The sequence below is a fragment of the Aeribacillus sp. JST-2 genome (assembly GCF_056032925.1).
The window spans coordinates 1-20,506 of the sequence record NZ_JBVVUU010000028.1 but is presented as its reverse complement, the minus strand read 5'-3'; the positions used below and the strand labels follow the sequence as shown (position 1 = coordinate 20,506).

The window sequence follows — 20,506 nt, the reverse complement described above, 5'->3', positions numbered from 1 at the left end:
TTTTAATAGGAACGCCAATTTGTAACAAAAAATTCAACACTTTTTTAAATTCATTTGTTCACTTTTTTGTTGATTCAATATAACGAAAGCGATTACAAAATGAATCAAATTGAAATTTTTGATTAGTTTTCTAATCGAATGTGAAATTTTTTCATTTTTTGTACAATGGCACTTTGGCTAATTCCTAAAGATTTTGCTGCGGCTCTAGTCGTACCATGCTTTTTAAGTGCATCGATAATGAGAGAGCGTTCAAGCTGCGCCACAGCTTCCTTTAAAGTTTTAGGTTTTGAAGCAGGAAAAATTTGTTGTATGAAAGGAGGGAGGTCACCTACATCAATTGTTTCATGAAAAGTTGTCACGACTAGTCTCTCAACTAAATTGGCCAGCTCTCTAATGTTGCCCGGCCATGAATAGTTTGTAAGCCATTCAATACATTCCGGGGTCATTTTCTTATTTTCATTATATTTTTTATTAAATTCCTTCAAATACATTTCTAATAAAGGAACAATCTCTTCCTTCCGCTCCCGCAAAGGGGGGACATCAAAGGTAACAATATTCAATCGATAATATAAATCCTCACGGAATGCACCTTCCCTAACAAGTGATGCAAGATCTCTATGAGTTGCCGTAATGAGCCTTACATCTACTTCTTTCATTTCAGTAGATCCTACTCTCATAAACCGGTTTTCTTCTACAACTTTTAGCAATTTCACTTGCAATTCTAATGGCAAGTCACCAATTTCATCTAAAAATAGCGTCCCGCCGTTCGCTTTTTCAAAAATGCCTATTTTTCCTTGCTTTAAGGCACCAGTGAAAGAACCGGGTTCATAGCCAAAAAGTTCTGCTTCAACTAAATGCTCAGGAATGGCGCCGCAGTTTAATTCCATAAAAATTTCATTGCTTCGGGAACTTCTGGAATGAATATATTTCGCAATTAAGCTTTTTCCAACACCAGTCTCTCCCTGCAGCAAAATTTTTGCATCAGTTTTGGCCACTTTGTTCGCAAGTTGAAAAATCGGAAAAGTGGAAGGACCGATGACAAGATTTTGAAAACCGGTTTGTTCAGGAAAAAGCGAGTTTTGAGAAATGCTTTGATATGAAAGCTTTTGGCTGTCCAATTCATGTTTTAAACGAATCAGTTCTGTTATATCCCTCACACTGTTTACGACATACATAACTTCGTTAGCTGAAGAAAAAACAGGTGTTGCCGATACAATTATTTTTCTCTCATTGCGAATGGTCTGAATAAGGGTGACTGGCTTCTTTGTACGAATCGTTTCTAAAGATGCCGACTTGGAAATAATCCCTTGTTCAACCAAGTGACTCATATGTTTTCCTTTTACTTCTTCTTCTTTTATCCCTGTAATCCGTTCATAAGCCTTATTGATAAACAAAGTAATCCCTGTACCGTCTGTTATATAAACACCGTCATATAATGAGTTCAAAACGATCCGGCACAATTTGCTTTGAAAAAAGGATCGGAATTGAGAGTAAGAGATCGAGTGATGCTGCATACTTTGCACAGGAGCATTCGATAAAATAAAACGGCGAATCGGTTTTGTTAATTCTCCTTGCTGTACTGCACCAAACAGCGACTCTAATGTTAAATATCCTGCAAACTCACCGGATTCGTTAAATACCTCAACTTCATTAACTCCTATAGGAAAAATTGAAATCGCTTCCTCAACCGACATATCGGGACGAAAGTTCGACATAAAATTCCCTCCTAACGCCATTTCAAACTGTGAACATTGGTCAGTTTTTAGTATAAACTATTAAAAAAATATTGGCTTTCTTCAGATTTAACAGTGAAGTGCAAATGCCTTGCCCAGCCTAGTACAAAAGGTTCTTACTTGACAAGGGCTTTTTTTCGCTGCATCAATTTTTCGGCTTCAAGGGGCAGTCCGCTCGATCTTGGACTGGGCAGCTGTCTATAAAGTTGTCCCAAGCTGAATGTGTACCATTATTCCAGGAAAATATTTGAAAAAGACCGCAATTTGAAAAATATCTTCACGGTTTTGCTGAAAGCTTGTCAAAAAATACCCTTGTCTTTGTCTTTTTTCCGTTGCCAACAATTCAAAATATGAAAAAATTTCTATGAAACCATGAAGGAAGGAAAATGTGTGGAAACTCCCCAAAAGAAAAATCAAAGTAAATGAAAAACAAAAGACTGCCTAAAAGGGCCATGATTAGACCCTTTTTGAGACAGCCTCATACAAATTCAACTTTTTATTAATCTGTCCTCTCTTTCATTGCAATGTTTAGCAGCCGGCTTCCTTCCAAATGAAAATAATCATAAATTTCTTCTGAACAGGATTTCCTCAATTTGTTTTTTTGATAATTGGCGGTTTTGAATCTTTTGGCAAAGGTGATACATATCCGCCAACCTCAGAAATTTCCTTTGCAAATTCTTCTTTTGCCTGCTGCACCAGTTTTGGATTTTTTATTAAACTGAATACACTTAATCCCAAAATCTTTGCCGCCACGAGCATTCCTTTCTGGCCGATTGAAGATCCGACTGAAACAACGTTTTGCCAAGAATGTCCGGGTGTCCCAATCGGTGCGCATGCAGTTGTAAATTGTGCAGTCGGTATATTCCATGAAACATCAGCAACATCGGTCGATCCTGACATATATTTTCCTTCATCATATGGCTCAATCACTTCATCATGCAATATTTTTTCAACAAGAGCGCGTGGAAGCCCGGCTGTCTGTAAAACCAATTCTTTTGTGCCAGGTTCAAAGGTTTTTGTTAGTTCAGCAGCTAATTCAAAATCGGTGTCATCAAAATTGGGAGGCCCCACTTTTTTCATATTTTCATACAATACGTTTCCCAAAACTTTATTAGGCAACATATTGTAACATCCGGTTATAAATTCAATTTCATAGTTTGTTCCAGTCATTAACGAAGCTCCTTTTGCGATGTTGATAAGCTTTTGGTATGTTTCTTCCACTTCCGCGCGATGGGGGGCTCTTATGTAATACCAAATTTGCGCCTGATCTGGAACAACATTTGGGCTGCCTCCTCCGTTTGGAATGGTAGAATGTATTCTTATCTGATCAACCAAATGTTCTCTTAAAAAATGAACACCAATGTCCATCAACTGAACAGCTTTCAAAGCACTTTTCCCTGCCTCAGGATTCGCAGCCGCATGAGCGGATTTACCATAAAAATGAAACTTCACTGAGTTCATCGCCAAAGAACTGCTCGCCCACAACGAATTGATAGAATTCGGATGCCATGTTAAACATGCATCAGCATCATTGAAAACGCCATCGCGAACCATAAATACTTTCCCAACTAAAATTTCTTCTGCGGGACAGCCATAAAACTTGATGGTGCCGGATATGTTTTCTCTCTCCAACCATTTTTTTGCCGCAATGGCTCCACCCGCCGCAGCTACACCGTAAACATTATGACCGCAACCATGGCCATTCCCCCCCGGAATTAACGGTTCTTTCCTAGGAACCTTTTTTTGCGACAACCCCGGCAATGCATCATACTCTCCCAATATGCCGATTATTGGGTTCCCTCTCCCCCATGTAGCGACAAACGCTGTCGGCATTCCAGCAACACCCATTTCAACAGAAAATCCCTCTTTTTCTAACCATTCGGCTAATAATTTTGAAGAATGATACTCTTCTAAACCGAGTTCAGCAAATTCCCAAATTTTTTTTGATAAATCGATCAGCTTTTCCTGATGATCGTCCACCCAATCCATGATCATTTTTTCCATTGTTTCGTTTTCGATAAAGTTTGCCATCTTCTCATCTCCTTAATATTTATCTAAAAAAATTTTTCCTTCCTCCGCTTTCTTCGCGTTTTTATATTTTTCCAAGAGAAATGCCATGGTGATCGTTCCGACTACACATAAAATAACTTTTGCAAAACCGGGAATAGCCAGCAGTGTGATGAACACGCCGAATGCGATTCCGATTACACCATAAATCGGCCGCTTCATGGCAAATTGGGCTGTTACACCGCCGAAGATGGCGGGGAGTACAAATTGAAAAGCCGTTTGAATCGACGAAGGTAAAATCGAAACAATGTAGCTTCCTCCAAGCACAACCGGAACTAACACAATAATATGGACTAATGAAGCGGCAGCAATGCCAAGTGTCGCAGCGAGCTCTGCTTTCTTTGTGCCCGGATCCGCGTCAATTGCGTTTTGAGCAGCTGCTGAACAAGGCAAGCACATATTGGAAATGTTGCCTACTAAGAAACTCATATATGTTCCTGAAATCCCCAAACTCGGAAAGTAAGAAATTGGTTCTAAAACCCACATGATACCTATAAAAGCCGTCACTCCAATAAAAGCCGTTAAAATAACATCCCATCCAGGATGATAGCCCAATATGAAAGATAAATACATAGGAGGGAGCATTGTAGTAATGATGACAGCCCATAGTGTAAAACGCCCCCAAAAATGGGCTTTTTTATGAAAAAATTCCATTTCGTTTCTTTCGCTCTTAACTCCCGCCTTTTCATTCATTCCTATCCCCGCCTTCTTGCAATTTTTCGTTTAAATGGTCGTCAAATACCCTATTGACATTCCAACGACAAGCGTTATTCCTAATGCCCATTCTTTTAACCAGGCAAGCTTCCATTTTTCCGCAGCGATCATCAGTGCCATCATTGTGATTCCAGATATTAGAACCACCACCGTTTCATTGAATCCCGCTACAATTTGCCCAGCTGTGAAATATCCAAACGCCCCCATCATCGCAGCAGTAGAAATAAGCGCCATGATTTTCGAATTTTGCGCTTGAATTTTACCTTGAATTTTTCCTAAAGACTTTGTAAACAAGGCGGCGGATAAAAGCCAGCCCAATCCTCCAATACACATCGTCCACACTGCCGTAGTAAATGCCTGAAGATTAAAGCCATCTTTCCCTAATTCAACCCCATATGCTTTTGCGCCAATACCTGCTGCTGTTAATTCGTAGGCGGCAGATCCGATGATCCCAATCCTCATCAAAGTCAATGGTGCACCAATGACGGTGATTAACGAAACCGCCACAATGATAATTCCAAGTGAAGGCCCTAAGGCACTGATTACCCCGGTTCGTAAAGCTCTGTTTATTTCCGTACGGCTCATTCCGGAGCGGGGAGCTTGTTTGCACACTAAATGAATAAAAATAAAAGCTTGAAACACAACGACAGAAATAACAAGAACGGAAAATCCCCACATCGCCAGACTATTGGCTATCGGTAAAATTTTATCTATATAAATCACCCCTTTTTCTTTAATATTAGCACTATTTAGAATATTAATATTATTATTGGCAGAAATATTTACACATTTTTATAAACACCCTTGAAATCCTTGGCAAAATTTTTTCCCGGATATGATAAGTTCTTGTTTAACCAAAAGGCAATTGAAAGAAAGTCGACAAAGCTGGAAGCCATTTTGCTTTCATGATGAAAGGAAAATATTAGGTTCAATCAATCGAGGACTAATCATACTAGATGGCAAACATAATCACATGTAAGAGAGGGCAAGCCTAAGAACAGGCTTGCCCCAAATTTAATGATCTAGCAGAATCATGTCATTTTGAAGGTCTTGCAGTTGAAGACGCATGCGGTAAAGTTGTTCCCGCTGCTGGTCATTGGCGCTTAAACCGAGCTTTTCCACTTCGGAAAGGGCGTCTTGGAGCTTTTGCTGCGCTTTCGCATATTCTTTATCATGGTAATGCTCCTGCCTCATCCCTTCCAAATACTGCTCATTTGCATATGACAATGCTTGTTGGCAGCGCTCCATGCAATCTTCCACGGATTGTCTTGTCGCCAAACAAATCCCCTCCTTGATGAAGAAAAACCTCATCAACGATATTTTTTACTTTTTCTGCATCTAACATGATGGAAAAATTTATAAATTTTTATTTTTTCTGATTTGAGATCCCTTTGAGAATCATGGTAAAATGTTTTGATAATATATTGAAACAGGAGGAGTAGGAGTTGGCGAACCACAATCCATTTCCGTATACAAACGACAAGAAACGTTATCATACATGGAATTACCATTTAAGAAATACATTTGGAGATAAAGTGTTTAAAGTCGCTTTGGACGGCGGATTTGATTGTCCAAACCGCGACGGCACAGTAGCACATGGCGGATGCACGTTTTGCAGCGCTGCAGGGTCGGGCGATTTTGCCGGAAACAGGGCGGATGATCTTGTTACTCAATTTCATGACATTAGAAGCAAAATGCATGAGAAATGGAAAAACGGAAAATACATTGCCTACTTTCAGGCATTTACCAACACCCATGCACCTGTTGAAGTTCTTCGCGACAAATATGAGACCGTATTAGGACTTGATGGAGTTGTCGGTTTGTCCATTGCCACAAGACCTGACTGTTTGCCGGACGATGTTGTTGAATATTTGGCGGAATTAAATGAAAGAACATATCTTTGGGTTGAATTGGGATTGCAAACCGTTCACCAGCGAACCGCTGATTTAATTAACCGTGCGCACGATTATGAATGCTATGTCGAAGGAGTCAATAAGCTGAGAAAACACGGAATCCGTGTTTGCACCCATATCATCAACGGCCTTCCTCTTGAAACATACGACATGATGATGGAAACGGCCAAGGAAGTTGCCAAACTGGATATTCAAGGAATTAAAATTCATTTGCTTCATTTGTTAAAGGGCACCCCGATGGTTAAACAATATGAAAAAGGGATGGTGCACTTTTTATCCTTTGATGAATATGTACAATTAGTATGCGACCAATTGGAGGTGCTGCCTCCGGAAATGATTGTTCATCGCATTACCGGAGACGGTCCGATCGAATTAATGATAGGACCGATGTGGAGCGTCAACAAGTGGGAAGTGTTAAATGCCATTGATAACGAACTCGAAAGACGAAACAGTTATCAAGGGAAGTATTATCGAAAAGAACGAGTGATGTCAAAATGAATCTCATTCGCATTCTACCGTTTGCGAAAAAGCTGATAGCTTCCGCTGTCCAAAAAGGCGACATTGCAATTGACGCAACAGTCGGAAACGGGCATGATACCGTCTTTTTGGCACAACTCGTTGGCGAACAAGGCCATGTATTCGGCTACGATATTCAAAAAACGGCGCTTGAAGAGACGGAAAAACGGCTGAAGGAATCCGGTTTATTCGACCGTGTTACTTTGTTTCATCGCAGCCATGATGAAATCTTGAAAACAATTCCCGTGGAACATCACAATCATATTGCCGGAGCGATGTTTAATCTCGGCTATTTGCCCGGAGGAGAAAAAAACATTGTGACAAAACCGGAATCAACCATTGAAGCCGTTCAACAGCTATTATCGATCTTAAAACCCGGCGGAATGATCGTGATCGTCGTTTATCACGGCCATCCGGAAGGAAAAGTAGAACGCGACCGACTTCTCGATTTCGTTAAGCAGCTTGACCAAAAGAAGGCGCATGTTTTAGAATACCGGTTTCTCAATCAAAAAAACGATCCGCCTTTTATCATCGCCATTGAAAGAAACGGATAAAACAGCGGAAAACACTCTTATGAATTTTTTAAAAGAAAAGGGGCAGCTGGTGTCTTGAAAGCTGCAAGATTTCCCATCGCTGCAAAAAAACCGGGCGCAGAGAATAGCTTCGGCCGGTTTTTTTGCCTATCAAGTTGTCAGGATGATCTCATGAAATTCCATTTTTGAATGGCACGATAGGCTCTTGCATTCACGTAAAAGAAAACAGAAGTGGTTCCGCCTTTCTTAATTAATTTTTTCGCCAATTTTCCCAAATCTTTATGTACTAATACCTTTTCATCCGACAAATAAAGACCGAGCAATCCCCTGTTAATCAATTTGTGAAAATTTTCGTTTGGAATATCCTTTAAATTTTTGTCGGCTTCGCTTACAAAATGCGCCAATCGATCCATCATCTCTTTTTTGCTTTTATAATAACTGCAAAAATTTAAATCCCCTTCCAATTCATCTTCCTCTTGATCAATAAAATAATCCAATAAAATATGCAGCCCTTGTACATAAGGAAAATACCCATTTTTTATTTTCGCCGCAATCGATTTGGTAAAGCCCGGTTGAAACGCATAAGCAACCAAACAAAATATACCCAATGTCGAGCCGGCGCATGCCGAAAATTCGTACCATTTCATATCCGGAAGGGATGGCCGATATTGTTCAAACCATTGTTCAAGCCTTGGAACTCTTTCTTCTTTCTTTACATGCTTATGCACTTGCAGTTCACAATAATATCCGCACAGCTCCAACAAATAATCAGCAATAATCGGATAATTGTCAATTTCGCTTAATATCCTCTGGCACGTCATGACAAGCTCGTTTAAATAGCCGCCATCATCTTGATCCTCACGGTATTGATAATAGTTCTTCAATTTCGCATGAACGGACAGCGCATCTTTCATCGACTGGTGAAGCATACAAAAATCTTTCGGATCAAGCGAGGTGCTTCTGTCACACAAATTATCCAAATAATCGCTGATCGTTTGATAAGCCACAATAAATTCGATGCATTCCTCAACATAGGAATGCGATAAAAGAGCTAAAATACTTCCGCCTTCACAATGGAATGTTTTCGTCTTTATGCTGGCGAGGGCTTGTTTTCTAAGTTCTTCATTTGGTATCAATTGAGCCTTTTTTTTCCAGCCATCCAAATAATAATGGACAGTCGGTAATATATCTTTATAGACTTTTGCCATAAGCCTTATAGGATGTTCAGGTATGCCCAAAGGGTGATCACCTCTTATGTTAAACTTCTGCTATGTGTTCATTGGCGAAACTGAAAGCTTTGTCAAAAACAAACTCTCTTTCCGGTTCGTTGAAAATCTCATGATAAAGACCTTTCCATTCTTTATAACTTTTATCTGTCAAGTCTAATTGATTAAACCATTTTTTTACAGAATTTTTGTCGACAATTTTATCTTCTCCTCCCTGCATTACTAGCAGCGGGATGTCAGGGAGTTTGAGAGCCTCCTCGAATGCCTGCTCCATAGCGTTTACCAATTCCCTGTACCAACGGACAGAAACTTTTGTCACCAAAAGGGAATCATTTTTGCTTGCGTCTTGAATTTCCTGATTTCTAGTCGCAATCTCAGCTGTTAAATTGGAATCGAACCGCATGCTTGGAGCAAAAACATTCAATCCTTTCGAGACCCAATCAACCACTTTATTCGGCTTATGTATCAGACCTAAACATGGGGACGATAAAATCACCCCTTTTAAAGGGAAATGGATGGTTTGCAGCGTTCGGATTGCCACCAGGCCACCCATGCTATGCCCTAAAAGAAAAACCGGCAATTCAAATGTTTGCGCCTCTCTTAACCAATGATCGACTTCCTGAATATATTCGTCAAAAGACTGAATATGACCTCTTTTGCGGGAGGACATTCCTTGCCCTGGGAGATCCCCCATTACGACATGATATCCGTTTGATCGCCACTTTTCAATTAACCATTTATATCGGCCGTGATGCTCGCCGGCACCATGAATCATAACCATGACTGCACGGGGATCCCAAGCATTCCACTTCCACATTGTTTGACTCCTTTCTATGTTGGTCGGAAGAATTTGTTATAATAATGGAAAAACATTCAGAGGGTGATGAAATGGTTATCTATGCTTATAAAGAAAAAAAACCTGTAATCAGTGAATCAGCTTATATTGCAGATTTTGTCACCATTACCGGTGATGTTCAAATCGGCGAACAGTCAAGCATCTGGTTTCAAACCGTTATTCGCGGCGATGTCGCCCCAACCATCATCGGGAATCGCGTAAATATTCAAGACCTGTGCTGCCTTCACCAAAGCCCAGGCAAACCATTAATTATTGAAGATGACGTAACCGTCGGCCATCAAGTAATTCTCCACAGCGCCATCATTCGAAAAAAAGCATTGATTGGCATGGGATCCATCATTCTTGATGGAGCCGAAATCGGCGAAGGAGCGTTTATTGGCGCCGGCAGTTTAGTGCCGCCCGGCAAATCCATTCCTCCCCACACGTTAGCCTTTGGCAGACCAGCGAAGGTGGTCAGGGATTTAACAGAGCAAGATTTACAAGAGATGGAACGGATTCGCCGACAATATGTTGAAAAAGGCCAATACTATAAAAAGGCTGCTTCCATCAACGTTCGGTAAATATTTTTTTCTATGTAAATATTTTAAAGGTTTCTTGAACAATTGTCATTCTTTACCGTACATTTCTCGTTTTTTAAAAATTTGTAAAAATATTTAAAAAACAATTGATGTTGTGTGGAATAAAAGAGAAAATGAAGTTACAACCATTCATTGCTGTCTTTTTTTAAAGGAGCCTTATGATGAACAGATTCATTGATCATTTATACGATGTTGAATGCAAACTGTTTAAAATGATTAATTCCCATTTTGAAAGAAAAGGGCTTAATGTTTATTTTCGCCTGATTACACATCTGGGTGGTGCAACGTGGACCATTGCGTCATGCTTGCTCCTGATATTATTTTTAAACGAACCGGTTAAATCAGTCGCTTTTGCCAGTGCTTTTTCTCTTTTTTTCAGTCATATTCCTGTCTTCATTATTAAAAAAATATTTCCGCGCCGGCGTCCTTATTTAACATTGCTGGGCGCTAAGGTCATGAAAAACCCATTAAAGGACTATTCGTTTCCTTCGGGTCATTCGACAGCCATTTTCTCAGTCACAATTCCGTTCTTATTATCTGCACCCATTTTATCATGGATTTTGCTTCCTCTTTCGCTTAGTGTGGCGCTTTCAAGAATTTATTTAGGGCTTCACTATCCTTCCGATGTGCTGGCGGGAATGCTCCTAGGAACATCAACTGGGATTATCTGCTTTTATTCATTTGTTCTATAAAACCATTTACAAGCGAAAGATGCGTTCCTTCCGGTCAAAAAAACAAAACGGACGCAGCCGTGTCTGCGTCCGTTTTGTTTATCCCTAAAATCAATTGATAAACTAATTTTATACAGTTTAAAAAGGGCGCCAATTGAATGGGCGCCCTTTTTATAAATTTATTTATACTGATAAGACTGCTCGCGAAGAGCTTCTGCTTTATCCGTTCTTTCCCAAGGCAGATCCAAATCAGTGCGGCCAAAATGTCCATAAACGGCTGTCTTTTTATAAATCGGGCGGCGCAAATCAAGCATTTTTATAATGCCTGCAGGACGCAAATCAAAGTTTTTCTGAACAAGTTCCACTAAAACATCTTCACTAACGCTTCCTGTTCCAAATGTATCAATTGAGATAGAAACAGGTTTTGCTACACCGATTGCATAGGCAAGCTGAACTTCACATTTGTCAGCAAGCCCCGCAGCCACGATATTTTTGGCGACATACCGTGCAGCATACGCAGCGGAACGGTCCACCTTCGTCGGGTCTTTTCCGGAAAAAGCTCCACCGCCGTGGCGAGCATAGCCTCCATAAGTATCGACAATAATTTTTCGGCCTGTTAAACCGGCATCTCCTTGCGGTCCGCCAATGACGAAACGCCCGGTAGGATTGATGAAAAATTTTGTTTCTTCATCAATCAACTCATTGGGAACAACCGGATCAATGACCTTTTCTCGAATATCCCGCTTTATTTGTTCAATCGTTGCTTCAGGATGATGTTGAGTTGATATGACGATCGTATCGATTCTGACTGGTTGGTTATTTTCGTCATATTCTACCGTCACTTGTGTTTTTCCGTCCGGACGCAAATATGGAATCACTTCGGTCTTGCGTACTTCTGCAAGCCGGCGGGAAAGCTTATGCGCCAACGAAATCGGTAGAGGCATTAATTCTTTCGTTTCATTACAAGCAAAACCGAACATTAGTCCTTGGTCTCCGGCTCCGATCGCTTCAATTTCTTCATCCGTCATTTGTCCTTCGCGCGCTTCAAGAGCTTTATCAACTCCCATAGCAATATCCGGTGATTGCTCATCAATTGATGTTAAAACAGCACAAGTTTCAGCATCAAACCCGTATTTTGCTCTCGTGTAGCCGATGTCTCTTACTGTTTCCCGCACAATTTTTGGTATATCGACATAAGTGTTGGTCGTAATTTCTCCACTGACTAATACAAGGCCTGTTGTCACAGATGTTTCACAGGCAACACGCGCATTCGGATCTTTTTCAATGATAGCGTCTAAAATTGCATCCGAAATTTGATCGCAAATTTTATCCGGATGCCCTTCCGTAACTGATTCAGATGTAAACAGACGGCGCTTTCTTGCCATGGCACTTCCTCCTTCAACTACTTTATGTTCTGTGGAGCACTCGGACTCCCATTATTGTCACGGAACTCATTCCCTCAAGAATCGATGCCATTTACGATAAGAAAAACTTGGCGAAACGGAAGGTTTTTTATAATAAGAAAAAACCTTTCCCGTCATCAGAGGAAAGGTTGTTGCTCGATTCATGCCTTTCACTCTTATCGTTCAAGGAAAAAACCTTGCATCAGGTTAGCACCTTTGCTCGTCCTGTATTCGAATATGGAACTTTTTTTCAGGAAATATTCTAGGTGGCTTGAGCGATGTTCAACATACCATATTCGGCTGTCAACAAAATGAGCCGGTTGCTGGGCTTCATAGGGCCTGTCCCTCCGCCAACTCGGGATAAGAGTATCCGTTCAAGGATATATCTTACATGAGCCAAAACAGCATTGTCAACAAAAACCGACCTGTTTCTGCAAGTTTCTGTGCAGCCACCTGGAGATTCTTTTTTTGTTAAAAATATGATGTAATATTTAATTATATGTGTTATACTTATTTCAAAAATCACAACTATATCATGCTGCAAAAGGTGGTTTTCTGTGAAAATGATAAGTTTATCAAATGAATTAACAACATTAATTAACGGTGCAAATGCTTATCAAAATTTATCAGTTCCTCAACTGGTGGAAAAAACTTTAAAAAGGGGGGAAGGAATTTTAACAAATACAGGGGCCGTAGCAGTGAAAACGGGAAAATATACTGGCCGTTCGCCAAATGACAAATTTATTGTTGATGAAGTATCGGTACAAGATGAAATTGATTGGGGGACTGTGAACAAGCCGATTTCTAAAGAAGCTTTCGAACGCCTTTATATAAAATTAATCCGCTTTTTAAAGGAAAAAGAAGAGATTTTTGTTTTTAAGGGATATGCTGGTGCAGATCCGAATTACCGCATGCCGATTCAAGTAGTGAATGAATTGGCATGGCATAATTTATTTGCCCGACATCTCTTTGTCCGTTCAAACGATAAAACGGATTTCAAAAACCCTTTTACCATTTTGTCAGCTCCTTCGTTTAAGGCTGATCCTGAAGTGGACGGAACCAATTCCGAAGCATTTATTATCATTTCTTTTGAAAAGCGCGTCGTTTTGATTGGCGGCACAGAGTATGCTGGAGAAATGAAAAAAGCGATATTTTCCGTTATGAATTTTCTTCTCCCTAAACAAAACATTTTGCCGATGCATTGTTCGGCAAATGTTGGTGAAAAAGGGGATGTCGCCCTGTTTTTCGGATTATCAGGGACAGGAAAAACGACGCTTTCAGCCGATCCCGACCGGCCGCTAATCGGCGATGATGAACATGGCTGGTCTTCTTCAGGTATTTTTAACATAGAAGGCGGTTGCTATGCGAAGTGCATCGGTTTATCCATTGAGAAAGAACCGCAAATTTTCAACGCTATTGGGTTTGGCTCTGTATTAGAAAATGTCGTTGTCGACGGCAACACGCGCTTGCCTGATTATCATGATTCGCAAATAACAGAAAATACCCGTGCCGCCTATCCAATTGAGGCCATCGGCAATTTTGCAAACCCGAGCATGGCCGGACATGCGAACACAATCATCTTTTTAACAGCCGATGCGTTCGGTGTGCTTCCTCCGATTAGCAAATTGACAAAAGAGCAGGCAATATACCATTTCCTAAGCGGCTATACAAGCAAGCTTGCCGGCACAGAACGGGGAGTTACATCGCCAAAAGCGACATTTTCGTCCTGCTTTGGTGCGCCGTTTTTGCCTCGTCCAGCGGCGGTCTATGCGGAAATGTTAGGAAAGCGAATTGAAAAGCATAATGTCAAGATCTTTTTGGTCAACACCGGGTGGACAGGCGGAGAGTACGGCGTTGGAAAACGAATACAGCTTTCTTATACTAGAGCAATGGTTCAAGCCGCGTTAGCAGGAAAACTGGATGAAGTTGAAACGGTAAAAGATCCGATTTTCGGCTTAAACATACCTGTTTCAGTGCCTAACGTGCCAAATGAAGTTCTAAAGCCGGAAAAAACTTGGGCTGATCCTAAAGCTTATGAGCAAAAAGCGCTGCAATTGGCTAAAGCTTTCCAAGAAAACTTCAAAAAATTCAAAGGGATTCCAAAAGAAATTGAAATAACGGGCGGTCCCCAAGTTTAAAGCCGAATGAGAAACAGTCTATATGACAGATGTCGTCAGCGCCGAAAGTTTTGAAAAGACGCTGCTGCGGCATTATAAAAAAAATACTGCGACAACCTTTCCGGCATGATGAACAGCCGCTAATGAAGAGTATCTATTTCATCAGAAAAAAACGGTATGACCGTGCAAATGGAAAGGAAACTTTATTTCCCGTGCCTTCGCTGTTTTGAAGGAAACAGCTTTTTGAACATTGCAGCAAATAAGGCAATCATCAGCAGTTTCACTTTGAACTGTGAACCAAATCGGAAACAATTTCAACAAATTAAGCAATCATAAAGCTCTCTGTTTCCCGCCGGAAACGAGCTAACCGAAACATTGCCTATCGGGCAATGCGTTCGGTTAGCTTTTTTAATTTGTAGAGTTTAATGATAGAAGATTGTATAAAAGCACGGTCTCATCATTGGACCATTCGACTTTAATAATTTCTGCCGTGCCGCTTGGATCACTTTCCAATGTTTTTCGTATTTCTAACGGAATATGCATGGGATAAAGTCGGTATCCTTTTTTGACAAGCTGAAACAGATTCCCTTCGATCCGTTGTTCTTTTCCTTTTGTAACAATCATCGTATTTAATTCAAACGGCATGCCCATGCTTGCTTTCCCTCCAATTGCCTGTTTTTCTTACCTCTTAGTATATATCAAAAATAGAAAGAAGGTTTCCGGTTTCTCATCCAGTTTGTCAAATCTTCTACTATAGTTTTGTTATCCTTCGGCGGAAAATGGTGGCGAAAATATCGAAAATACCAGCTTTCGACATCCTTTCCAAGCTCTCTTAACCTTTTTTCCAGCCTGTAAGCATGCTCAATTGACACATTTTCATCCTTTTCCCCGTGAATAATTAAAACCGGGGCTTTTATTTGATCAAGCTGATACAGCGGCGTCCGCCATTTATAGCTGCCGGGGCATTTCTTCGGAGTTCCGCCGATCACCCGCTTCATCATTCGTCTTAAATCCTTTCTTTCCGTATATGTTAAAAACATGTCCGAGACACCTCCCCATGTAACGATCGAACAAACTTGAGAACACAAGATCCCTGTTAACAAAGCCATGACGCCTCCCCTCGAAAAACCAAAAACATGGATGCGGTTTTTGTTCACTTTTGGGTGCATTTGCAATAAATAAAATGCATTCACAGCGTCATATCGGTCAAATCCTGCAAAATCTTCGTTTCCTTCACCTCCTAAATTGCCGCGGTAAAACGGCGCCATGACAACAAATCCTTTGGATGCAAACTGAATGATTCTCCCGGCGCGCACCATGCCGACATTTTTAATCCCGCCCCGCAAGTATAAAAATCCGTCGCAAGAACCGTTATGAACTGGTTCTGCCAAAAGTCCCCTCACCTTCAATCCTTCTGAAATATAGGTAACGATCGATAATCGAACAGAAGGACTTGTGCTTGGAAACAATTGTTGATCGATGATTTCTCCATTTCGATGCATTTTTTCATCTCCCTTTAGAAAGCAGCACACATTTTCTGTCTTTTTCATACTTTATCCTAGATATCAATATTAAATCATTTTTTTAGCTCCTATGAACATCAAAAGGAGGACTCTTAATTATGAAAAAGAAGTTTGCTTCTTTTCTTTTGGCGATTTTGATGGTCATTCCTCTTTCCGCTTGCAGCGAAAAAACGGAAAAAATCCGTTTAGCTGAAGTCACTCACTCCGTTTTTTATGCTCCCTTATATGTTGCAATAGAAAAAGGATTTTTTGAAGAAGAAGGTCTGGAAGTGGAATTGAAAACTACTTGGGGTGGCGACAAAACAATGACAGCCATTTTATCTAACGGTGCGGACATCGGCCTCGTTGGATCTGAAACATCCATTTATGTTTATGCCCAAGAAGCGAATGATCCAGTCATCAATTTCGCTCAATTGACCGAGACGGATGGCACATTTCTAGTCTCACGCCGCAAAATCAACAATTTCACTTGGGATCAATTGAAAAACAGCACTTTTTTAGGACAGCGCAAAGGCGGAATGCCGCAAATGGTGGGAGAATATGTTTTGAAAAAACATAACATTGATCCCCACAAAGATTTACACCTCATTCAAAATATCGATTTTGCCAATATCGCAAATGCTTTTGCCTCTGGAACCGGCCAGTATGTTCAGCTATACGAACCAACCGCCAGCATTTTTGAAAAAGAGAAAAAAGGATACATTGTTGCTTCTTTCGGGAAAGAATCCGGCAAAGTTCCTTACACCTCCTTTATGGCCAAGCAAAGCTATCTCGAGGAAAACAAGGAAGCAGTGGAAAAGTTTACGAAGGCAATATTTAAAGCGCAAAGATGGGTTGAGGAGCATGAGCCTAAGGAAATTGCTGAAATTGTTGCACACCAATTTAAGGATACATCCATCGAAATTTTAGCATCTTCCATTGAACGCTATAAAAGCCAAGGTTCTTATGCAAAAACTCCGCTATTGGAGAAAGAGGAATGGAATAACTTGCAAAATATCATGGAAGAAGCTGGCGAACTCCCTAAAAGGATCGATTATGATGTGTTAGTCAACACATCGATAGCTGAACAAGTCATTAAGTAAAAAACAGAAAAGGGGGGAAATACGGATGCCGTTTTTTATTATTGATCATGTAAGCCACACTTACTTTACAAAAGATTCCACAACAACAGCTGTGGAAGACATTCACTTGGAAATGGAAGAAGGGGAGTTTATCTCCTTCCTCGGTCCAAGCGGCTGCGGCAAAACAACATTGCTTTCCATCATGGCCGGATTAATTGAACCGACAGAAGGGAAAGTCATCTTAAACGGAAAACAGATCAAGGGAGCAACCCCGGCAGTCGGATATATGCTGCAGCAAGATTACTTATTTCCATGGAAAACGATCGAGGAGAACATATTAATCGGATTAAAACTGCTTAATCAACTGGGGGAAGAACAGAAAAAAAGAACCATTCAGCTTTTACATGACATGGGGCTTAAACATGTTGAAAAACTGTATCCGAACCAATTGTCCGGAGGAATGAGACAGAGAGCCGCACTCGTCCGTACCCTTTCTACAAATCCAAAAATGCTTCTTCTCGATGAACCCTTCTCCGCTCTCGATTTTCAAACAAAATTAAAACTGGAAGACCTTGTGTTTTCAAAAATTAAAGAATATCAAAAAACCGCCTGTTTGGTTACACATGATATTGGAGAGGCGATCGCCATGAGCGATCGCATCGTTCTCTTATCAAGAAGACCGGGCAAAATTACGAAAATATTTTCAGTTCCGGAAGAATTGCGAGCATTGACACCGTTTAAAACGAGGCAACACCCAAAATTTCATTCCCTTTTTGAATTAATTTGGAAGGAGCTTGAACAGCATGAAACGAAAAGCAACCATTGATCTCCTTCATCAACAGTATTTGCAAAAATCAACGAAAGAAAAAAGATGGATTCGTTTCTGGCAATTTTTCATTTTCATCAGCTTTTTCATTTTATGGGAAATTGCGTCCAGACAAACATGGATAGACCAGCTTATCTTCAGTTCACCGACCAAAATTTTTGATCTTTTTGTCGAAAAGCTGCTTGACGGTTCATTGCTTTCAAATCTATTCATCACAGTTTTTGAAACCGTTTTGGGATTTATTTTAGGGACAATGCTGGGGACATTGCTGGCAGCATTGTTATGGTGGTCACCAAAACTTTCCAACATATTAGATCCATATTTAGTGATATTAAACGCAATGCCAAAAGTGGCTCTTGGGCCGATTTTCATTGTCGTCCTAGGCCCTGGGTTAACGTCGATTATAGCGATGGGAACGATCATTTCTGTCATTATTACAACAATCGTCGTCTATACATCATTTAAAGAAGTTGATCAAAATTATTTAAAAGTGCTGCAAACGTTTGGTGCAACAAAAAAGCAAATGTTTATGGAAGCAATCCTGCCATCCTCTTTTCCAACCATTATCTCTACGTTAAAAGTCAACGTCGGCTTATCATGGGTAGGCGTCATAGTCGGCGAATTTCTTGTTTCTGCTAAAGGGCTCGGCTACTTGATCATTTATGGTTTCCAAGTATTTAATTTCAATCTTGTCTTGTTAAGCTTAGCAATCATTGCCGTGTTTGCAACCATTATGTATCAAATTGTCGAATTGATCGAAAAAAAACTCATCAAAAATCAATAAATTATTCCAAAAGACTTTCTGCTTCTACGGAAAGTCTTGTCTATTTTATATAAATATCACGAATTTTCGCTATGCTGTGCTTTAGTACAGAATCTTTCATAATAAAACTGAAACGTTCGTCTTCCTCCGGTTTTTCCGGGAGTTCATCCAATAACACCGGTCCGAGCGTTTCAAAATATGTACTTTGCCGCTCCATGCTGTTGATTCTGGCAAAGTAGATATTTTTGACAATTGTTTTTTCTTTCCCCACCACTTTATATTGACCGATATAATCAATTTTTCCGACAGTCGCTCCCGTTTCTTCCTTTACTTCTCGAATCGCCGCTTCCACAGGCGTTTCGCCTTTCTCGACCTTCCCCCCCGGAAACTCGTACCCTCTGTCTTCATGATTTGTCAACAGCCATTTGTTTCCAAAACGGCAAATCACCCAAACATGCTTTGGATAAACAGAAAAAGGCTGATGTTGAAAAGACAAATATACATCATTTTGGTAATAATCTTTAAAATGAAACATATAAAACCCCTCTGTTTCCATTTTCTATTTTTATCTTAACATACGGAAAAGAGGATGTATAATTGTATAACCCTTAATACCATTCACAAACCCTCATAAACCATCTGTCAACATTGTATTGCCTAATCCCGTTCTTTTAAAATCCCCATTGAATGAATTTGCTCTTTCGCTTCTTCGTCTCCATGCTGAAAAATGAAAGTGTATACTTTTTGCAGCAACTGATCGGTCGCCTCATTTTCTTTATCAAGATGATATTGTACATACGGTACATGCGCCCGGAAAAAGTTTTGCCAACTTGTCGAATTCATTTGATCAAAGTATTCCCTTAATTCAATGATTTCGCCATCATTTGCTTCAATTTTAAACTCCCATGGGGAAGCGGTCGGGCTTTGGGAAATTTCGCCTCTAGCTACGGATATATAATAAGTTTTTTTGCTTGTTTCCTCCATCATAATCCCCTTTGCTTTTGTTTTTTTCAGTTTGCCACCATGAGCAAAAATTATCAAAAAAAATTTGCCTAATTAATGTTCATACAACTGTGGTCAATAAACGTTGTTTGAAAAATTCTTTTTGAATGAAAAAAGGACTGTCCGAAAAAGCCGGTCATGTTGGCTTTATGGAACAGCCCCGAAAAGTTTTATTATTTTCCAAGAAAAGCCTTCAACATCCAATTATGTTTCTCGAGATTTTTTTGGATGCCGATCAGCAAATCGCCTGTTGCTTCATCATTTAATTGTTCCGACAACTCAATCCCTTTTTGCAATTCCTGAATCATCAATGAAAAATCATCAATTACGGCTTGCACCATTTGTTCAGCCGTTTCTTGTCCATCGGCTTCTTTTAAAGTGGAAATCTTCAAGCTTCCCTTAAGTGTAGCGACAGGTTTTCCATTCAAAGCTAAAAGTCTTTCCGCCAACTCATCGATATAGCCAGCCGCTTCATTGTAGAGTTCTTCAAATTTCTCATGCAAAACGAAAAATTGATCTCCTTTTACAAACCAATGAAAGTTATGTAATTTTGCATACAGGACAGTCCAATCAGCAATTAGTTTGTTTAAGGTTTCCGCCAATTTTTGATCAGCCATTTTTTTCATCTCCTTACCCGAAATAAAATTCACTTATACGATACCCTTTTTGCAAGCATTCAAAACTTATTGTTGAAAAAATTATATGTTTTTATTTGAATTTTGTCCAGTTTAAGGCGGATGACACTAGACAAAACACGGGTTGTTCCTAGCAACATAAGGCAGTTCGTTCGATTTCAGTTATTGTAAATTCCGAACAAAATCAACAAAAGGAGCTTTTGGTAAAATTTGTGCTAAAATGTTTACAGACGACACATCAAAAGTCCTGCGGTAATATGTCAAGGTGAAAAATCATAGAAATTGGAAATTCCCTTGTCCGATGATCCGAAAAAAGGCAATACTGAAGAAACCCAGTATTGGTACATGTAATAAACTGGGTCTAAAGGT

General features: G+C 40.1%; 21 protein-coding genes and 1 riboswitch. Of the genes, 8 read left to right on the top strand and 13 right to left on the bottom strand.

The window, feature by feature from the left end; all coding sequences use genetic code 11:
* Window positions 1–122 precede the first annotated feature (122 nt).
* The 5 genes from AC0KTX_RS12715 to AC0KTX_RS12695 form a co-directional block, all read right to left on the bottom strand.
* Entirely contained in the window at window positions 123–1,715 is a 1,593-nt protein-coding gene (locus tag AC0KTX_RS12715) for a sigma-54 interaction domain-containing protein (protein ID WP_474252542.1), read from the bottom strand.
* Between the two features lie 606 nt (window positions 1,716–2,321).
* Window positions 2,322–3,764, bottom strand: coding sequence for an amidohydrolase (locus tag AC0KTX_RS12710; RefSeq protein ID WP_474252541.1), 1,443 nt, complete (start codon window positions 3,762–3,764; stop codon window positions 2,322–2,324).
* Between the two features lie 12 nt (window positions 3,765–3,776).
* On the bottom strand, window positions 3,777–4,493 hold the full coding sequence (locus tag AC0KTX_RS12705; protein WP_474252540.1) for a small-conductance mechanosensitive channel: 717 nt from the start codon (window positions 4,491–4,493) through the stop codon (window positions 3,777–3,779).
* Window positions 4,494–4,523: 30 nt separating this feature from the next.
* A complete protein-coding gene (locus AC0KTX_RS12700; RefSeq protein WP_474252539.1) occupies window positions 4,524–5,237 on the bottom strand; it encodes a DUF5058 family protein in 714 nt (237 codons plus the stop codon).
* A gap of 291 nt (window positions 5,238–5,528) precedes the next feature.
* The gene (locus AC0KTX_RS12695; protein WP_474252538.1) at window positions 5,529–5,792 is read right to left on the bottom strand and encodes a YtzC family protein; all 264 of its coding nucleotides are present in this window, start codon (window positions 5,790–5,792) and stop codon (window positions 5,529–5,531) included.
* A gap of 167 nt (window positions 5,793–5,959) precedes the next feature.
* Between AC0KTX_RS12695 and mnmL the strand changes: the two genes are divergently transcribed.
* Both mnmL and mnmM read left to right on the top strand, forming a co-directional pair.
* Window positions 5,960–6,925, top strand: coding sequence for a tRNA modification radical SAM protein MnmL/YtqA (gene mnmL, locus AC0KTX_RS12690; RefSeq protein ID WP_474252537.1), 966 nt, complete (start codon window positions 5,960–5,962; stop codon window positions 6,923–6,925).
* On the top strand, window positions 6,922–7,497 hold the full coding sequence (mnmM, locus tag AC0KTX_RS12685) for a tRNA 5-(aminomethyl)-2-thiouridylate-methyltransferase MnmM (RefSeq protein ID WP_474252536.1): 576 nt from the start codon (window positions 6,922–6,924) through the stop codon (window positions 7,495–7,497). The genes mnmL and mnmM overlap by 4 nt, the downstream gene beginning before the upstream one ends.
* A gap of 137 nt (window positions 7,498–7,634) precedes the next feature.
* On the opposite strand, the gene AC0KTX_RS12680 is transcribed toward mnmM, so the two are convergent.
* On the bottom strand, window positions 7,635–8,714 hold the full coding sequence (locus AC0KTX_RS12680) for a tetraprenyl-beta-curcumene synthase family protein (RefSeq protein ID WP_474252535.1): 1,080 nt from the start codon (window positions 8,712–8,714) through the stop codon (window positions 7,635–7,637).
* A 19-nt stretch (window positions 8,715–8,733) separates the two neighbouring features.
* The gene (locus tag AC0KTX_RS12675) at window positions 8,734–9,519 is read right to left on the bottom strand and encodes a lysophospholipase (RefSeq protein WP_474252534.1); all 786 of its coding nucleotides are present in this window, start codon (window positions 9,517–9,519) and stop codon (window positions 8,734–8,736) included.
* Between the two features lie 71 nt (window positions 9,520–9,590).
* Between AC0KTX_RS12675 and AC0KTX_RS12670 the strand changes: the two genes are divergently transcribed.
* Complete coding sequence (locus AC0KTX_RS12670) at window positions 9,591–10,118, top strand: gamma carbonic anhydrase (RefSeq protein WP_474252533.1); 528 nt, start codon at window positions 9,591–9,593, stop codon at window positions 10,116–10,118.
* A gap of 179 nt (window positions 10,119–10,297) precedes the next feature.
* Window positions 10,298–10,828 carry a phosphatase PAP2 family protein gene (locus AC0KTX_RS12665; protein WP_474252532.1) on the top strand — a complete coding sequence of 177 codons (531 nt, stop codon included), beginning with the start codon at window positions 10,298–10,300 and terminating at the stop codon, window positions 10,826–10,828.
* 158 nt (window positions 10,829–10,986) lie between these two features.
* On the opposite strand, the gene metK is transcribed toward AC0KTX_RS12665, so the two are convergent.
* Complete coding sequence (metK, locus tag AC0KTX_RS12660) at window positions 10,987–12,192, bottom strand: methionine adenosyltransferase (protein ID WP_474252531.1); 1,206 nt, start codon at window positions 12,190–12,192, stop codon at window positions 10,987–10,989.
* Window positions 12,193–12,383: 191 nt separating this feature from the next.
* Window positions 12,384–12,577: riboswitch (SAM riboswitch) on the bottom strand.
* 196 nt (window positions 12,578–12,773) lie between these two features.
* On the opposite strand from metK, the gene pckA reads away from it, so the two are divergent.
* Window positions 12,774–14,348 (top strand): phosphoenolpyruvate carboxykinase (ATP), encoded by a 1,575-nt coding sequence (pckA, locus tag AC0KTX_RS12655; protein WP_474252555.1) that lies wholly within the window; start codon window positions 12,774–12,776, stop codon window positions 14,346–14,348.
* Window positions 14,349–14,735: 387 nt separating this feature from the next.
* Here pckA and AC0KTX_RS12650 read toward each other — a convergent pair whose 3' ends face one another.
* Window positions 14,736–14,978, bottom strand: a complete 243-nt coding sequence (locus AC0KTX_RS12650) for a DUF2584 family protein (RefSeq protein WP_474252530.1) — start codon at window positions 14,976–14,978, stop codon at window positions 14,736–14,738.
* 47 nt (window positions 14,979–15,025) lie between these two features.
* Entirely contained in the window at window positions 15,026–15,829 is an 804-nt protein-coding gene (locus AC0KTX_RS12645) for an alpha/beta hydrolase family protein (RefSeq protein ID WP_474252529.1), read from the bottom strand.
* A 119-nt stretch (window positions 15,830–15,948) separates the two neighbouring features.
* On the opposite strand from AC0KTX_RS12645, the gene AC0KTX_RS12640 reads away from it, so the two are divergent.
* Genes AC0KTX_RS12640 through AC0KTX_RS12630 form a run of 3 tightly spaced genes read left to right on the top strand, consistent with a single transcriptional unit; the run spans window position 15,949 to window position 18,521 of the window.
* Entirely contained in the window at window positions 15,949–16,932 is a 984-nt protein-coding gene (locus tag AC0KTX_RS12640) for an ABC transporter substrate-binding protein (RefSeq protein ID WP_474252528.1), read from the top strand.
* A gap of 25 nt (window positions 16,933–16,957) precedes the next feature.
* Window positions 16,958–17,737, top strand: a complete 780-nt coding sequence (locus AC0KTX_RS12635) for an ABC transporter ATP-binding protein (RefSeq protein WP_474252527.1) — start codon at window positions 16,958–16,960, stop codon at window positions 17,735–17,737.
* Window positions 17,715–18,521, top strand: coding sequence for an ABC transporter permease (locus tag AC0KTX_RS12630; RefSeq protein ID WP_474252526.1), 807 nt, complete (start codon window positions 17,715–17,717; stop codon window positions 18,519–18,521). The genes AC0KTX_RS12635 and AC0KTX_RS12630 overlap by 23 nt, the downstream gene beginning before the upstream one ends.
* A 40-nt stretch (window positions 18,522–18,561) precedes the next feature.
* Here the strand turns inward: AC0KTX_RS12630 and ytkD are convergent, their stop codons facing one another.
* From ytkD to AC0KTX_RS12615, 3 genes are all read right to left on the bottom strand, one after another.
* Window positions 18,562–19,035, bottom strand: a complete 474-nt coding sequence (gene ytkD, locus AC0KTX_RS12625; RefSeq protein WP_474252525.1) for an RNA deprotection pyrophosphohydrolase — start codon at window positions 19,033–19,035, stop codon at window positions 18,562–18,564.
* A gap of 122 nt (window positions 19,036–19,157) precedes the next feature.
* Window positions 19,158–19,484, bottom strand: a complete 327-nt coding sequence (locus tag AC0KTX_RS12620) for a hydrolase (protein ID WP_474252524.1) — start codon at window positions 19,482–19,484, stop codon at window positions 19,158–19,160.
* Window positions 19,485–19,675: 191 nt separating this feature from the next.
* On the bottom strand, window positions 19,676–20,119 hold the full coding sequence (locus AC0KTX_RS12615; RefSeq protein WP_474252523.1) for a Dps family protein: 444 nt from the start codon (window positions 20,117–20,119) through the stop codon (window positions 19,676–19,678).
* Between the last annotated feature and the right edge of the window lie 387 nt (window positions 20,120–20,506).

What these genes read in the sequence shown, in the direction of transcription:
- AC0KTX_RS12715 (WP_474252542.1), bottom strand. Translation starts at nt 1,715, where the DNA reads ATGTCGAACTTTCGTCCCGATATGTCGGTTGAGGAAGCGATTTCAATT.
- AC0KTX_RS12710 (WP_474252541.1), bottom strand. Translation starts at nt 3,764, where the DNA reads ATGGCAAACTTTATCGAAAACGAAACAATGGAAAAAATGATCATGGAT.
- AC0KTX_RS12705 (WP_474252540.1), bottom strand. Translation starts at nt 4,493, where the DNA reads ATGAATGAAAAGGCGGGAGTTAAGAGCGAAAGAAACGAAATGGAATTT.
- mnmM (WP_474252536.1), top strand. Translation starts at nt 6,922, where the DNA reads ATGAATCTCATTCGCATTCTACCGTTTGCGAAAAAGCTGATAGCTTCC.
- AC0KTX_RS12675 (WP_474252534.1), bottom strand. Translation starts at nt 9,519, where the DNA reads ATGTGGAAGTGGAATGCTTGGGATCCCCGTGCAGTCATGGTTATGATT.
- AC0KTX_RS12670 (WP_474252533.1), top strand. Translation starts at nt 9,591, where the DNA reads ATGGTTATCTATGCTTATAAAGAAAAAAAACCTGTAATCAGTGAATCA.
- AC0KTX_RS12665 (WP_474252532.1), top strand. Translation starts at nt 10,298, where the DNA reads ATGAACAGATTCATTGATCATTTATACGATGTTGAATGCAAACTGTTT.
- metK (WP_474252531.1), bottom strand. Translation starts at nt 12,192, where the DNA reads ATGGCAAGAAAGCGCCGTCTGTTTACATCTGAATCAGTTACGGAAGGG.
- pckA (WP_474252555.1), top strand. Translation starts at nt 12,774, where the DNA reads ATGATAAGTTTATCAAATGAATTAACAACATTAATTAACGGTGCAAAT.
- AC0KTX_RS12650 (WP_474252530.1), bottom strand. Translation starts at nt 14,978, where the DNA reads ATGGGCATGCCGTTTGAATTAAATACGATGATTGTTACAAAAGGAAAA.
- AC0KTX_RS12645 (WP_474252529.1), bottom strand. Translation starts at nt 15,829, where the DNA reads ATGCATCGAAATGGAGAAATCATCGATCAACAATTGTTTCCAAGCACA.
- AC0KTX_RS12640 (WP_474252528.1), top strand. Translation starts at nt 15,949, where the DNA reads ATGAAAAAGAAGTTTGCTTCTTTTCTTTTGGCGATTTTGATGGTCATT.
- AC0KTX_RS12635 (WP_474252527.1), top strand. Translation starts at nt 16,958, where the DNA reads ATGCCGTTTTTTATTATTGATCATGTAAGCCACACTTACTTTACAAAA.
- AC0KTX_RS12630 (WP_474252526.1), top strand. Translation starts at nt 17,715, where the DNA reads ATGAAACGAAAAGCAACCATTGATCTCCTTCATCAACAGTATTTGCAA.
- ytkD (WP_474252525.1), bottom strand. Translation starts at nt 19,035, where the DNA reads ATGTTTCATTTTAAAGATTATTACCAAAATGATGTATATTTGTCTTTT.
- AC0KTX_RS12620 (WP_474252524.1), bottom strand. Translation starts at nt 19,484, where the DNA reads ATGGAGGAAACAAGCAAAAAAACTTATTATATATCCGTAGCTAGAGGC.
- AC0KTX_RS12615 (WP_474252523.1), bottom strand. Translation starts at nt 20,119, where the DNA reads ATGGCTGATCAAAAATTGGCGGAAACCTTAAACAAACTAATTGCTGAT.